This is a genomic window from Aeromonas sp. FL131, assembly GCF_049860615.1.
In the GTDB taxonomy this organism is placed as follows: Bacteria; Pseudomonadota; Gammaproteobacteria; order Enterobacterales; family Aeromonadaceae; genus Aeromonas; species Aeromonas hydrophila.
The window spans coordinates 3,240,418-3,255,400 of record NZ_CP187595.1; the positions used below are offsets into that span (position 1 = coordinate 3,240,418).

Below are 14,983 nucleotides of genomic sequence, written 5' to 3' on the forward strand. Positions count from 1 at the left end.
CTTTGGCCCATTCAGAGCCCGACTGTCGGCCGGGATCCCTATAATGGGCACGCCTTCGCTCCCCATGAGCAAGGTATAACTTATTGATGCTACGGAATATTACAATGAAAAATATCAGCAAGTCCCTACTGGCCGCTGCCATTTCCCTCGGATTGATGGCAGGCTGTAACAGCCAAAATGACTCCGAGACCCCGACCCCCATGGTTCGCTTCGCTACCTTCAACCTCTCCTTCGATCGCACCGCTGCCGGCATGCTCGCCGGTGAACTGGCCCTCAGTCGCACCGAGCAGGATGCCCTGCTGGCCCGCCTCGCCGACGGCACCTTGAGCGGCGCCGAGAAGACCAAGGCCCTCGACGTGCAGCAGATCCGCAACATCGCCGAAATCATCCAGCGCACCCGGCCGGACGTGTTCCTGCTCAACGAATTCGACAATGACGGCAAGGGCAGCGACACCACGGACCTCAAGGCCTTCAACGACAACTACCTGGCCCATGCCCAGCACGACGAGGTGAAGGCCATCAGCTACCCGGTGCTGCAGAACTTCGCCACCAACACCGGCCTGATGAGCGGCCATGACCTCAACCTGGACGGCAAGATCAACAACGGGCCGGACGACGCCTGGGGCTTTGGCAACTACCACGGCCAGTATGCCTTCGCCGTGATGTCCCAGTACCCCATCGATACCAAGCAGATCCGCACCTTCCAGAAATTCAAGTGGAAGGACATGCCGGGCGAAGTGAACCCGGTCATCGACGACTGCAACAATGCCAAGGCGCCGATCCCGGCCGGCCGCCAGTGCGGCGATGCCTGGTATGACGACGCAGCCTGGCAGGCCTTCCCGCTCTCGTCCAAGAACCACGCCGACGTGCCGGTGCGCATCAAGCGCGGCAACAAGGAGGAGGTGGTCCACTTCCTCATCTCCCACCCGACTCCGCCCATCTTCGGCAACGCGGCGCGCCACAACGTCAAGCACAACCGGGCCGAAGTCGCCTTCTGGCAGGATTACGTGGAGACCGCCAGCTACATGGTGGATGACGCCGGCAAGGCCGGTGGCCTGCCCGCGGGCGCCAAGTTCGTCATCGCCGGCGATCTCAACGCCGATCCCCAGATTGGCGATGGCGACCTGACCGCCATTCAGGACTTGCACAACCATGTACTGGTCAACCAGGCCGTCACCAACGGCGCCCTGATCCCGGTCAGCCAGGGCGGCCCCGAGTGCCTCGCCAGCCAGCCGGATCAGTGCAAGCGCAACAACAACCGCCCCACCCCGGAGCGCATCACCAGCAGCAGCGGTCTGCAGCTCGACCACGTGCTGCCCTCCGCCAACCTGAACGCGGTCGCCTCCGGCGTGTTCTGGCCGGCCAGCTTCGAGCCGGGCTACCATCTGGTGTATGACGCCAAGCTGGGCATCGCCAAGGGAGTCAGCTCGGATCACCGCCTGGTATGGGTCGACTTCAAACTGTGACAGTGACGCAGAGCAGATAAGCAACGGGGCCCACAGGCCCCGTTTTCATTGGATCGTCATACCAGCTTCTCCACCCGGGCCGGCAGCCCCTGGCGCGCCGACGAGCCGATGGCCCAGTCCACCAGGGGGTAGCGGCCATGGCGGCTGGGATCCAGCACCGCTAGATCGTTGAGGTTGACCCCGGCTCCGCGCAGCGGATTGGCAACCACTTTCTGGCCGTCTATCCAGTGTTCCCGCGCCCCCAGCTCCTTGTGGCCGAAGCCGTGCTCGATGGCGATGGCATCGGCCTGCACCCCGGCCACGCACTCGGCCACCCCGATCACGCTGCCATCCGGGGTGCTGACCCGCACCCTGTCCCCGCTCTCGATGCCCAGCTGCGCCGCCGTCTGCGCATTGAGCCGCACCCGGTTGCTGGGGTTCACCTGGCGCAGGCGATCCGAGCCGATGCTCATGGAGCTCATGGTGTGGGACTTGTAGCTGGTGAGCAGCAGCGGCCACTGGGCCGGCTTGAACGCCTCATTGAGCGGCGTGCCGTCCGCCAGCTGGGGGCGGAAGAAGCGCGGTGTGCCACTCAGGAACTGCCCGCTCTGGCTGTGACGGCGGCTGCCCACCTCGGGGTTCCACAACATCAGCGGCTTGGGCCAGCGCTTGCTCGGCTGACCGGCTGCATCGCGCCCCTTGGCCGCCGGCTCGAAGCGCCCGCCGCGAGCGAAGAGATAGGCGGCGCGGCCCGCCTCCTCCGCACTCAAAGTGGCATTCAGCACCGGCAGGATCCGCTCCACCCCGGACCAGGCGAGATCCTCAGGATCTATGGCAGGCACCGGCTCGCCGAGATAGGCGACGTTGGCCGCGCCGTAGAGGGAAAAGTCCGCCGCCCGGTTCAAGCCGTGCACCTTGCCATCCGCCCCTTTGAGCGCCCCCTCGCCAAAGCCCGGCAGCCCCAGCCGTTTGGCCACCGCGATAAAGAAGGACTCCATGCAGACCGGCTCCCCCTCGGCAGTCTTGGCGACACGGGGCTCCACGATGGGCCAGCGACCGGTGGAGACCTTGGTCATCACCCCGTGCCAGGCGGTGGCCCAGCCCCAGGATTCGTAGGTCAGGGTGTCCGGCACCAGGTAGTCCGACAGCGCCGACGACTCGTTGATGAAGCTGTCGATGCTGACAATGAGCGGCAGCACGGCAGGGTCCTTGAGCTCTTCGCCTATGGCCTTGCTGAGCCCGGCCTGGCCGTAGAGGGGGTTGCCCATGTGATTGATCCAGGCCTTGAGCCGGTAGGGGTAACCGTTCACCGCAGCGGTCAGGTGCTCGCCGAGCAGAGGGCCGGAGATCGGGAACCAGGGCTCTTGCGCCGGATAGGGGTTCAGCCCCGCCTCGCGCTTGCGCCTATATTCGGAAGTTTTCTCGTAGGGGAACTTGGAGCGCGACAGGAAGACCCCGGCGGGCTTGACCATGCCGGGGAAGCTCGCCAGATCGTAGCGCGGCCCCGCCCCGAAGGGATCGAACTTGCTGCCGCTCGCCACGGCGCCGCCCCGGGCGTTGAGGTTCCCAATCATGACGTTGAGCATCATGATGGCCCAGGCCGAGTAGAAGCCGTTGGCGCTCATGGTGCCGCCGTGGGAGACCACCGCCGCCCGGGTGCCGTGGCTGGTGAACTCCCGTGCCAGCGCCCCGATATCGCTCACCGGCACGGCGCACTCGGCGCTGTATTGCGCGAGAGTGTGCTCCCGGCACGCCTCGGCCAGCAGCTGGAAGCTGCTCTTCACCATCAGCTCCCCCTTGGGGCCCTGAATGAGGCGATCCACCCAGAGGTTGGCCCGCTCGCACTGGCCGGCGGGTCTCGGCTCGCCGCTGCTCGCCTCCTCTACCAGCATGGCGTCCCCCTCCCCATAGGCCTCCCCCTCAAAGGGCAAGCCAAGATCGCTGGCCCGCAGCATCTGGCCGAAGCGTGGGTGGGACTCGTCGCAGAGCACCAGGTGGCTGGCGTTGCAAAAACCGCGATAGCCGGCCCGCTCGGCCGCCTCGGCATGGGGTGCCGTCAGGAAGGGTTCGGCGTAGCGTTGGTTGTCGATGATCCAGCGCAGCATGGCCATGGCCAGGGCGGAATCCGTGGCAGGGCGGATGGGCAGCCAGCGGTTGGCGGGGGCGGAGGGCATGTTCACCGTGTTGGGCAGGCTGGGGGCCACTACCACGTAGGAGAACGGCTTGCCCGGCCGCGCCCGGTTTGCCGCCAGCTGACGGGACTGGCGCTTGAAGGGATTGCCCGATTGCTGGGGCGAGGTGCCCATGAACAGCAGGAAGTCGCTCTCGTCCCAGTCCGGCTTGAGGTGGGCGTTCTTCTCCAGATCGTCCAGCAGGGCGCCGGCCCCGACCCGGAATGACAGGCCGCAATAAGCGCCGTGGTTGGCGAAGTTGCGGGTGCCGAAGCTGTTGAAGGTGAAGCGCTTGATGAAGTGATCCCGCCCCTCGTCCGAGGCGTTGCTCACCAGCAGCTGGTTGGCCCTGGGGCCGTACTCCGGGTTGGCCGGGTCGAGCGGCTCGGCGAGGTTGCGAATGGCCCGCAGCCCATCAACCTGGCCCTCGCCAAACAGATCGCCCCCCTCCACCACCTCGGCCACCAGCTGCTCGAAGGGGATGCTCTGCCAGCGGCCGCTGCCACGGGGCCCCACCCGCTTGAGACAACGGGTGACCCGCTGCGGGCTGTCGAGCTGCTCCAGCATGGCGTTGCCCCGGGCGCAGGCGGTGGAGCGCCCGTCCAGCCCCCCTTCCTGGTAGCCACTGGTTGCGAGCAGCGCCTGCTTGACCGGGGTCTTGAAGTCGATGTGATGGCGGGCGGAGAGGGGGTGATAGGGGTTGCCGAGGATCCGCACTATCTGGTCACGTTCGTTGTCGATGCGGGCCCGTACTCCGCACAGGGTCCAGCAGCCGAGGCACATGGTGTTGGCAACCCGCTGGGCCGGGTTGGGGTGCAACTCCCCCTGCTCGTCAACCCGGTACTCCACGGCCAGCGAGTTGCCATGGATGGGATCCCGGGTCAGCTGGCCCGAGCTGCCGGTGGCGAGGCCAGTCGCCACCTGCTTGAGGGTGTCGCTGTAACCGGCGACGAACAGCCCGGTGCCGCCGGTGATAGCGGCGCCCTTGAGAAACTTGCGTTTGCTGTGATCCATCAGAGTGCCTCGCGTGCAAAAGTTGTGGATGCCTTGATGGCGGGGGAAGCAGAGGGGTGCACCAGCTCCGAGAGGGCCACCAGCAGGGCCAGCAGCAGACCGAAGGTGCCGAGAATGCCGAGCACACCGGCCGGGCCCCAGGCGATTTCATAGAGATAGACGCCGGCCCCGTACTTGGGCGCGAGCTGCCCCTGAATGAGCACCAGCCAGCGCAGGCCCCACATCAGGTGCAGCCCCAGCAGCGCCAACCCCCAGAGTGACAGGCGGGCAGAGATCCTTCGCCGCACCAGCATCAGCAGACCGGCCAGCCCCAGGGTCAGCAACAGCCAGTGGGCCGCCAGGTGCCAGCTCGGGTCGAGCCGATAGAGGGCTGCGGCCTCTGCCGCCGAGGCGCCGCCCAACAGGGCCCAGCCCAGCAGGGAGAGCGCCAGCAGGCCTAACGTCCAGCCACTCTGGCGCAGCAGGGTCGACTCGGTCTGGGCACGCCAGCCCGCCAGCAAGCGGTTGAGCAGCAGCAGGGCACTCTGGGCCCCCAGCACGGCGCTCAGGGTCAGCAGCCAGGGCAACCAGGGGGTATGCCAGAGCGGGCGCGCCGCCACCGCCATGGTCTCAAGCCCGGTGTAGAGGGCGATGCTGAGCCCGCTCAGGGCGGCCAGCAAAGAGAGGGGCCGCAGCCAAACGTGCCCCGACCAGCTTCCCAGGCAGAGCAGCCGGGCAAGGCGGGCTATCTTGTCCCCTTCTGCGCCGCGCCGGGCCAGGGCAGGACTTAGCAGCAGCCAGCCGAGCAGCATGGAGAGTAGGCTGAACAGCGGCAGCAGATAGGCGCCATACCACATGACGGAGCCAACGCGCGTCTGGGCGTAGAAGTGCCAGGCCCGGGCCGGCTGGTGCAGATCCGCGGTCAGGGCGATGGGGGCCACCAGCCCGGCCGCCACCATCAGCACCGCCGCCAGGGTCTGCAGCCGCGGGTCCGGCGCCTTGCGCCACAGCTCAAACGCGCCGAGCCAGAGAGCCCCGTAGGCGAGGCCGATGAGAAAGAAATATTGCACCGCCCAGGGCAGCCAGGTGATGGGCTGAGCCGGGGCCAGCAGTTCGTTAATGACCATGGGCTATCTCCTTGCCATCGTCGGTGAGCAGGGTGCGCAGGGCCGGATTGCCGTCGACCTTGCTGACGAAGGCCTCGTCCATGCCGAGATAAAAGACCCGCGGCTGGGTATTGGCCTCGGGCTTGAGCACCTTGAGCGCCGGCTCGTGTTCGCGCAGCAAGCGGCTGATCCGGCTCTTGGGATCGTTCAAATCGCCTATGATGCGCGCCTCGCCGACACAGCTCTCCACACAGGCGGGCAAAAGCCCCGCCTCCAGCCGATGGGCGCAGAAGGTGCACTTGTCGGCGGTGTTGGTCTCGTGGTTGATGAAGCGGGCATCGTAAGGGCAGGCCTGCACGCAGTAACCGCAGCCGACGCACCAGTCGTTGTTGACCACGACGATGCCGTCATCGCGCTGGAAGGTGGCGCCGGTGGGGCAGACATCGAGACAGGCGGGCTCGGCGCAGTGGTTGCACAGCCTCGGCAGCATCAGGAGGGAGGCGGGAGCCGCGAGGGCGGCCACGTCGCTCACCTCGTACTGGCTCACCGTGGTGCGAAACTGGCCGAGAGGGGGCTGGTTTTCGATGGTGCAGGCCACGGTGCAGGCCTGACAGCCGACGCAGCGGCGCAGGTCGATCAGCATGCCGTAACGCTTGCGCCCGTCCCCCCGGCTGATGGCCGCTCGCCCGTTGCGGGGAGCGGGAACGGACTGCGCCTGAACCTGGGTGACGGGGATCAGGGCCGCCCCTGCGGTGAGGGCGGCGATCCCGGATAACAATCGGCGCTTGCTGGGCTCCATGGCGTCTTTCCTTCTGCTGAGCTGGCTTGAAAGGGGTTGGGCCGATTGTCCTCAACGCAGGAAGTCGCCTCTATTGTGGTTTTCCACATACCGGGAGCCGGGTTGATCCAGCGCAATAAAAAATGCCCCAGCCCTGCTGAACTGTGACCGGGGCGGCGTTTGCCACCCCTCCCGGCCCCGTTCGCGTGCAAGCGCACGTCCCGGTGATAGACTGCCCCCTTTGCACCGAGAGGAAAGCCCCCTGCACGCCCCAGTTCCCTTGCCCCTGCTCAGCCTGCTGCTCTGGCTCGCGCTGTCAGCCCTGCCGCTGCGGGTGCAGGCCGCCCCGACCCCCTCTGCGCCAGCGCCGGCCCGACAGGAATCCGCGTCATCCCAGGCCACGCCGGTGCAGGCCTTGGCCGAGCCGATACGCATCGGCGTGCTAGCAACCCGCGGCCCGGCCCTGGCCAGAGCCCAGTGGCAACCGCTGTTGCGCTGGCTGGCACAGCGGTTGCCCGGCCATCGCTTCGTGCTGCATCCGCTGGGGCTCGATGAGCTGGCCGAGGCCGTCGCCCGCGAACACCTCGATTTCGTCATCACCAACCCGGGCCAGTCGGTGAGTCTGGCGCGCCAGTATCCGCTGGCCTGGCTCGCCACCCTCAAGAGCCCGGCCGGGGGAGACAACCTCGCCATCGGCGCCGCCCTGGTGGTGCCCGCCCGGGCCCCCTACCGACACTGGCGTGACCTCGAGGGGCAAGCGGTCGCCGCCGTCTCGGAGAACGCCTTCGGCGGCTACCTCGCCTATCGCTTCGAGGCGGGCGAACAGGGGGTCAGGCTGGAGCGCTTCTTCTCCACCGTGCAGTTCACCGGCTTTCCGCTGGACCGGCTCATTGAGCGGCTGGCGGCAGGGGAGGTGGCCGCCGCCATCGTGCCGGTGTGCCAGCTGGAGCGCATGGAGCGGGAAGGCAAGGTCGCCAGGGGAGCGTTTCGGGTGCTGGACGATCAGGCGCCGGCCGGCTTTGGTTGCCAGAGCTCGACCCGGCTCTACCCCAACTGGTCCTTCGCCAAGACAGAGCGGGCCTCCCCCGCGCTGGCGCTGGCGGTGACCCGCGCGCTGTACGATCTGCCCGCTGATAGCGAGGCGGCCATCGCCGCCGATTCGGCGGGCTGGACCGTGCCCACCAGCGAGCTTGCCATCGACCGCCTGCTCAAGGCGCTGGATCGCCACCCGCTGCAGGGCCCCTGGTGGCAAGCGGCCTGGCACTGGCTGCGCCAGCATCAACAGTGGGGCTGGGGCGCCCTGGCGCTGGTACTGCTGCTGGGGGGCCACCACCTGCTACTGCAATACCTGTTCAACCGCAGCCAGCGCCGGCTGCTCAAAGCCCGCCACCAGCTTGAGCAGAAGGGACGCCAGCTGGCACAGGCCAGACGACTCGCCGAACTGGGTGAGCTGGGCGCCAACGTGGCCCACGAGATCAATCAGCCCCTGACCGCCATCGCCAACTACAGCCAGGGGGCACTGCTGCGACTGGACAGATTGGCACAGGATCCGGCCCAGGTTGCCGCCCAGGCCTCCCTGCGTCAGGCCCTGGAGCAGATAGGGCTCCAGGTCCAGCGCATCACCCAGACAGTCAACCGGCTCAGAGCCAGGCTGCAAAAGCGCCCTCCCCGCTTCGCGCCTTGCGACCTGCCCACCCTGGTGGCGGAGTTGCACCCCCTGCTGGAGCAGATGCTGGCGCCGCTCGACGTCGCCTTCACCCTGCACTGGCGGGGCCAGCCACGCCCGTTACCTCTGGACGGCACCGGGATGGAGCAGTTGCTGGTCAACCTCATCAAGAATGGCGCCGAGAGTGCAGCGAAGAGTGCGGCGCAGAGTGTAGCGAAGAGAGCGTGCGCAGCTGTTCACTCTCCTGCTAACCCCCCTATGCAAGCAGCGGCACAGGAGCCTGCCCGGGTCGAGCTGTTGATCGCCTTCGAGGCGCAGAGCCTGCTGCTGGAGATCCGCGACAACGGCGCCGGCCTGAGGGTCCCCGCGACCGAACTGCAGCAGGCGTTTTACAGCGACAAGCCCGATGGCATGGGGCTGGGGTTAGCCATCTGCCGGGAGGTGGTCGAGAGCCATCGCGGCCAGTTCAGCCTGGAGAACCTGAGCCCCCAAGGCTGCCTGGCCCGGGTCACCCTGCCCGTGCCGCCACCGGAGGATCCCGCCTCAGCCACCCCCACCCACCCGCCGACACCGAGGAACTGAGATGACGTCCCCTGCCCGCCCCCCGCTCTATCTGGTCGACGACGACGAGGCCGTGCTCGACTCTCTGCGCTTCATGCTGGAGAGCTGCGACGAGCGGCCGCTGTTCAGCTTTGCCGATGGCGAGCGCTTTCTGGCCGAGGTCGACCTGCACCAGCCCGCCTGCCTCATCCTCGACTGCCGCATGCCGGGGCTGTCGGGCCCCGAGGTGCAGCAGCGGCTGAAGGCGGCCCAGAGCCCCATCGCCATCCTGTTTCTCACCGGCCACGGCGAGGTGCCGCTGGCGGTGGAGTCCCTCAAGCAGGGGGCGGTGGATTTCTTGCAAAAGCCGGTGCAGCTGGCCCCCCTGCTCGCCGCCATCAGTCGGGCCGAGCAGGCGACCCTGAGCGCGGCCACCCGTTTCGCCCAGCTGGCCGCCTATCAGCGGCTCACCCCGCGCGAACACCAGCTGCTGCAGCTCATCGCCCGGGGCCACAAGAATCAGCAGATAGCGCAGGATCTCTGCATCTCGGTGCGCACCGTCGAGGTGTGCCGCGCCAGCCTGATGAAACGTCTCGAGGTCGATTCCCTGGCCGAGCTGATGCTGCTCTATGCAAACGTCCATTCAGTCCCCTGAGCCAGGCCACTAGCCAGGCCATTAATCCAAGCCGGGAGAGTGACCCACTTGCCGGGCCTATGCCCATCCCCATCGGCCGCACAGGGGATGCCTTTGGCTCAGGGTGCCGGCAAATCTGTGCGCAGGCGCGCTATTCCGGCGCCCGCGGCTTGCAGCGCAAATCGGGGTTTGCTAATACTCCGCGTCCATTGGATGAGCATCCCCTTTCGAGATAGTGTGCCGTGGCTTTCGAACAATTCGCGCTCGTGATATCTCTCTTCCAGCAGCTCTGCGTCTATCTGGTGATCGCCTGGCTGCTCTCCAAGACGCCGCTGTTCATGCCGCTGACTCAGGTGACCCTGAGCTGGCCCCACAAGATCCTCTGCTACCTCATCTTCTCCGGCTTCTGCGTGATGGGCACCTACTTTGGCCTGAGAGTCGAGGACTCCATCGCCAACACCCGCGCCATCGGCGCCGTGCTCGGCGGCATCGTCGGCGGCCCTGTGGTGGGGCTGCTGGTGGGGCTGACCGGCGGCATCCATCGCTACTCGCTGGGGGGCTTCACCGCACTCGCCTGCACCTTCTCCACCATCGCCGAGGGCCTGCTCGGCGGCCTGGTGCACCGCCACTTCGTCGCCCGCCACCGGCTCGACCTGCTGTTCAGCCCCTGGGTGGTGGGATCTGTGGCCCTCATCGCCGAGCTGATGCAGATGGGGATCATCTTGCTGGTGGCCCGACCGTTTGACGACGCCGTCCACCTCATCGAGAACATCATCGCCCCCATGCTGGTCGCCAATACCCTGGGGGCCGCCATGTTCATGCGGATGATCCTCGATCACCGCGCCATGCTGGAGAAGTACTCGGTCGCCTTCTCCGCCCGCGCCCTCAAGATCGCCGAGCGGGCGATGCGGGTGCTGGACAAGGGCTTCACCCAGCAGACGTGCCAGCAGATGGTACGCATCCTCTACGAGGAGACCGGAGTGGGCGCGGTGGCCATCACCGATCGGGAGAAACTGCTCGCCTTCATCGGCATCGGCGAGGATCACCACCTGCCGGGCACCGCCATCAACTCGGCCCACACCTTCAAGGCGATCCAGCACAACGAGGTGGTCTATGCCGACGGCAACCTCATCCCCTACAGCTGCAACCTGCATCCCCAGTGCCGGCTCGGCTCCTCGCTGGTCATTCCGCTGCGGGGGGAAGAGGGGTCGGTGGTGGGCACCATCAAACTCTACGAGCCCAAGCGCAAGTTCTTCTCCTCCATCAACCGCACCCTGGGGGAAGGGATAGCCCGGCTGCTCTCCGGCCAGATCCTGGCCAGCAAGTACAACGAGCAGAAGCGGCTGCTGGCCCAGTCGGAGATCAAGCTGTTGCAGGCGCAGATCAACCCGCATTTTCTGTTCAACGCCCTCAATACCCTGGCGGCGGTGATCCGGCGCGATCCCGAGGATGCCCGCACTCTGGTGCACCACCTCTCCACCTTCTTTCGCAAGAACCTCAAGCGCCAGGGGGACGAGGTGACCCTGGCCGACGAGCTGGAGCACGTGAACGCCTATCTGCACATCGAGCAGGCCCGCTTCGCCGAACACCTGAGCGTGCAGATCCAGATTCCCGAGCCGCTGCTGGAGTACCGGCTGCCCACCTTCTCCCTGCAGCCCATCGTCGAGAACGCCATCAAGCACGGCATCTCCCAGATGTTCGAGCCCGGCCGACTGACCCTGACGGCGCGACAGGAGGACGAGCAGCTGGTGCTGGAGGTCTGTGACAACGCCGGCCTCTATCAGGCCAAACGGGAGGAGAGCGGCCTTGGCATGAACATAGTGGACCGGCGCATCAAGGCCCGTTACGGCGCCGAGTACGGGGTCACCATTCACTGCGAGCCCCATCAATCCACCCGGGTGAGGATCACCCTTCCCCTGCAGGAGAGCCCATGCTGACCGCCCTTATCGTCGACGATGAACCCCTCGCCCGCGAGGAGCTGCGGCTGCTGCTGGAGCAAGCGGGCAATATCCGCCTGCTGGGGGAGTGCGCCCACGCCATGGAGGCGCTGCCCGCCATCCATCGCCTCAAACCCGACCTGCTGTTTCTCGACATCCAGATGCCGCGCATCAGCGGGCTGGAGCTGGTGAGCATGCTGGACCCGGACTTGCGTCCCCACATCGTCTTCATCACCGCCTACGACGAGTTTGCCCTGCGCGCGTTCGAGGAGAATGCTCTCGACTACCTGCTCAAGCCGGTCACCAGCGATCGGATGAACAAGGCGCTGGAGCGCATCCAGCGACTGCTTTCGCCAAAAGGTGAGCTGGCGGGCCAGCCGCTGCCGGATCCGACCCGCATCGCCCAGCCCCTGCGCAGCATCCCCTGCAGCGGCCACAACCGCATTCTGCTGCTGCCCCTTGGCGAGGTGGAGTTCGTCCACAGCGATCTGGTCGGCAACAAGGTGGTGAGCGCCCAGCAGCAGGGCACCACAGAGCTGACCCTGCGCACCCTGGAGGAGAAGACAGGCTTCGTGCGCTGTCACCGCCAGTACCTGCTCAACCCGGGCCAGATCCGCGAAATTCTGCTGCTGGACGGCGGGCTGGCGGAGGTGGTGACCCAGGGCGGCCACAAGGTGCCGGTGAGCCGCCGCTACCTCAAGCCCCTCAAGGAGCTGCTGGAGATCCCCTGAGGAGCGGGCCACTCACTCCGCTCCTGCTCTGCCCGTTACCACTCACCCGCTTGCCGCGCCTGCCGGCTCATCCCTCAAACCGCTCGGGGCCGCTTTTCTGCCGCTCGCGGGCGGCCCTCTGCCACTGACCTTTTCTGCGCTCCCCTTTCCCTGCCGCCTCGGTAGAGTGCAGCCTGAGCCCGGCCAGATTGGCCGCAGGAAAAGGAAACTCCGTCATGCAACACGCAATCACCTTCGTCATTGCGGCCCTCTGCATCCTCGCCATCGCCTATCGCCTCTACGGCGTGTTCTTTGTGCGCAAGGTGCTGATGGCCGACGACAAGCTGGTCACCCCTTCCCACCAGCTGGAGGATGGCAAAAACTACGTGCCAACCAACAAGTGGGTCAACTTCGGCCAGCACTTCGCGGCCATCGCCGCCGCCGGCCCACTGGTGGGCCCGGTCCTGGCGGCCCAGTACGGCTACTTGCCGAGCTTTCTCTGGCTGCTGATCGGCTGCGTCATCGGCGGCGCGGTGCACGACACCGTCGTGCTGTTCGCCTCCATGAAGCATCAGGGCAAGTCCCTCTCCGAGGTGGCCAAGGCCGAGCTCGGCCCCATCGCCGGCTGGTGCACCGGGCTCGCCATGCTGTTCATCATCACCATCACCATGGCGGGTCTCTCCATGGTGGTGGTGCACGCGCTGGAGCGTAACGCCTGGGGCGTGTTCGCGGTGTTCATGACCATCCCCATCTCCATGGTGGTGGGAATTTGGCACAAGCTGACCGGCAACCTGCAAGCCGCCTCCTGGGTGGGCTTCATCGCCGTGCTGGCCTGCGTCTTCTTCGGTCCCTACGTGCAGGAGAGCGCCTTCGGTGCCTGGCTGACCCTGCGCGCCGAGACCATCAGTCTGGCGCTGCCCATCTACGCCTTCTTCGCCACCGCGCTGCCGGTCTGGCTGCTGCTCACCCCGCGCGGCTACATCTCCAGCTTCATGAAGATCGGCGTGTTCGGCGCTTTGGTCATCGGCGTCATCTGCATCAACCCGGAGATCCAGTTCCCCGCCATGACCCAGTTCGTCCACGGCGGCGGCCCGGTACTGGGTGGCCCGGTCTGGCCCTTCATCTCCATCACCATCGCCTGTGGCGCCATCTCCGGCTTCCATGCCTTTATCGGCTCAGGTACCACCCCGAAACTGGTGGACAAGTGGAGCGACATCCTGCCGGTCGCCTTCGGTGCCATGCTGGCCGAGTGCGTGGTGGGCGTGATGGCGCTGATCGCCGCCACCGCCCTGCACCCGGCCGACTACTTCGCCATCAACGCCACTCCGGAGGCCTTCGCCAAACTGGGGATGCAGGTGGTGGACTTGCCCTTCCTCTCCCAGGAGATCGGCATGGATCTGAACGGTCGCACCGGCGGCGCCGTCACCCTGGCGGTGGGCATGTCCTACATCTTCACCAAGGTGCCCTGGTTCAGTAACCTCGCCTCCTACTTCTTCCAGTTCGTGGTGATGTTTGAAGCGGTGTTCATCCTGACCGCCGTCGACTCCGGCACCCGGGTCTCCCGCTACCTGATCCAGGACTTCTTCGGCGAGTTCTACCCGCCCCTCAAGCGCATCGACTGGATGCCGGGCGCCATCGGCGCCAGCGTGCTCGCCTGTGTGATGTGGGGTTACCTGCTGATGTCCGGCGATATCGGATCTGTGTGGGCGCTGTTCGGGGTCTCGAACCAGCTGATGGCCTCGGTGGGTCTCATCATCGGTGCCACCATCATCCTGCGACTGGCCAGCAAGCGCCGCTACATGCTGACCTGCCTGATCCCGCTGGCCTACCTGTTCGTCACCGTCAACTACGCCGGTTACTGGATGGTCAGCCACGTCTACTTCAACCCGGAAGCCAAGGGCTACAACCTGCTCAACGGCGGCATCTCGCTGCTGATGCTGGGGCTGGGCGCCGTCATCCTGGTGTCGGCCATCCGCAAGTGGATTGAGCTGTGGAAGCTGCGCCAGCAGCCCGAGTTCCGGATTGCCCCGGCCAGCGCCAGCTGACCCATCCGCTGCAACCACAAACCCCGGCATGCCGGGGTTTGTTGCATCTGGCGGTCAAAAAACGGCCTCATCAGGGTACATGGCGCCATCGATCACAGAACCCGAGCAGCGATCGGGCTAGAATGGGGGCTTCCGTCACCCGGCCTGGGGCCGGTGACCTCTTCGCGCTTTCACTTATCGAGGACACGCTTCATGGAACTGCTTCTTCTCAGCAACGGCAAAGCCACCGAATGCCCGGGCCTGCTCGGCTGGGCCCGGGATCGGGTGCAGACCCTGCTCGCTCGCAAACAGGTCAAGCGCATCCTGCTCATTCCCTACGCGGTGATCCGCAGCGACTGGGATGCCCGCGCCCTGGAGCTAAGCGAAAGCCTGGGGGTGGAGGCTATCAGCATCCATCAGTTCGATGACCCGGTGGACGCGATCAACCATGCCGACGCCATCTTCATCAGCGGCGGCAACACCTGGCGCCTCAACCAGCTGCTGCACGAAAACGGCCTGGTGGTGCCCATCCAGCGCGCCGTGCGCGAGCGGGGCGTGCCCTATGTGGGCTGGAGCGCAGGTTGCAACGTGGCAACCCCCAGCATCCGCACCACCAACGACATGCCGGTCTGCAGCGCCGCCGTGCTGCCTGCGCTGGGGCTGTTCCCGCTGCAGATCAACCCGCACTATCTGGACGCCAGCATCAGCGGCCACATGGGGGAGACCCGCGACGAGCGCCTGGCCGAGTTCTGCGCCATCAACCCGAGCGAACACGTGGTGGCTCTGCGCGAGGCGAGCCTGCTCCAGATAAGCGGCGAGCACATCGAATACTGGAGCGCCCGCGGCGAAGGCTTCAAAATCTTCAAGCACGCCGAGACCACCCAGGAGTTCAGCACGGCCGCGCCGCTGGCCGAGCTGACGCCGTTTCGCCCGCGCGGCTGAATGGCGCTGACCAGCACAGAACCCACAGGGGCGCAGG

10 protein-coding genes are annotated in these 14,983 nt (G+C 66.4%); 7 read left to right on the forward strand and 3 right to left on the reverse strand.

The window, feature by feature from the left end:
- Positions 1-104: 104 nt before the first annotated feature.
- Entirely contained in the window at positions 105-1,466 is a 1,362-nt protein-coding gene (locus ACPW75_RS14985) for an endonuclease/exonuclease/phosphatase family protein (RefSeq protein WP_179101537.1), read from the forward strand.
- A gap of 56 nt (positions 1,467-1,522) precedes the next feature.
- Here the strand turns inward: ACPW75_RS14985 and ACPW75_RS14990 are convergent, their stop codons facing one another.
- From ACPW75_RS14990 to dsrO, 3 genes are read right to left on the reverse strand one after another with little or no spacing between them, the layout of a single operon-like run.
- Complete coding sequence (locus ACPW75_RS14990; RefSeq protein WP_264098388.1) at positions 1,523-4,630, reverse strand: tetrathionate reductase subunit A; 3,108 nt, start codon at positions 4,628-4,630, stop codon at positions 1,523-1,525.
- On the reverse strand, positions 4,630-5,736 hold the full coding sequence (gene nrfD, locus ACPW75_RS14995; RefSeq protein WP_077098169.1) for an NrfD/PsrC family molybdoenzyme membrane anchor subunit: 1,107 nt from the start codon (positions 5,734-5,736) through the stop codon (positions 4,630-4,632). The genes ACPW75_RS14990 and nrfD overlap by 1 nt, the downstream gene beginning before the upstream one ends.
- Positions 5,726-6,514 carry a sulfate reduction electron transfer complex DsrMKJOP subunit DsrO gene (gene dsrO, locus ACPW75_RS15000; protein WP_011707059.1) on the reverse strand — a complete coding sequence of 263 codons (789 nt, stop codon included), beginning with the start codon at positions 6,512-6,514 and terminating at the stop codon, positions 5,726-5,728. The genes nrfD and dsrO overlap by 11 nt, the downstream gene beginning before the upstream one ends.
- A gap of 259 nt (positions 6,515-6,773) precedes the next feature.
- Between dsrO and ACPW75_RS15005 the strand changes: the two genes are divergently transcribed.
- The 6 genes from ACPW75_RS15005 (at position 6,774) to pepE (ending at position 14,946) form a co-directional block, all read left to right on the forward strand.
- Positions 6,774-8,741, forward strand: a complete 1,968-nt coding sequence (locus ACPW75_RS15005; protein ID WP_252411281.1) for a sensor histidine kinase — start codon at positions 6,774-6,776, stop codon at positions 8,739-8,741.
- 1 nt (position 8,742) lies between these two features.
- Positions 8,743-9,354 carry a response regulator transcription factor gene (locus tag ACPW75_RS15010; RefSeq protein WP_252411257.1) on the forward strand — a complete coding sequence of 204 codons (612 nt, stop codon included), beginning with the start codon at positions 8,743-8,745 and terminating at the stop codon, positions 9,352-9,354.
- A 221-nt stretch (positions 9,355-9,575) separates the two neighbouring features.
- The gene (locus ACPW75_RS15015; protein WP_077095611.1) at positions 9,576-11,270 is read left to right on the forward strand and encodes a sensor histidine kinase; all 1,695 of its coding nucleotides are present in this window, start codon (positions 9,576-9,578) and stop codon (positions 11,268-11,270) included.
- A complete protein-coding gene (gene btsR, locus ACPW75_RS15020; protein WP_077095612.1) occupies positions 11,264-12,001 on the forward strand; it encodes a two-component system response regulator BtsR in 738 nt (245 codons plus the stop codon). The genes ACPW75_RS15015 and btsR overlap by 7 nt, the downstream gene beginning before the upstream one ends.
- A gap of 215 nt (positions 12,002-12,216) precedes the next feature.
- Positions 12,217-14,025 (forward strand): carbon starvation CstA family protein, encoded by a 1,809-nt coding sequence (locus ACPW75_RS15025; protein ID WP_073351364.1) that lies wholly within the window; start codon positions 12,217-12,219, stop codon positions 14,023-14,025.
- A gap of 192 nt (positions 14,026-14,217) precedes the next feature.
- Positions 14,218-14,946 carry a dipeptidase PepE gene (gene pepE / locus ACPW75_RS15030; protein ID WP_011707065.1) on the forward strand — a complete coding sequence of 243 codons (729 nt, stop codon included), beginning with the start codon at positions 14,218-14,220 and terminating at the stop codon, positions 14,944-14,946.
- Positions 14,947-14,983 lie beyond the last annotated feature (37 nt).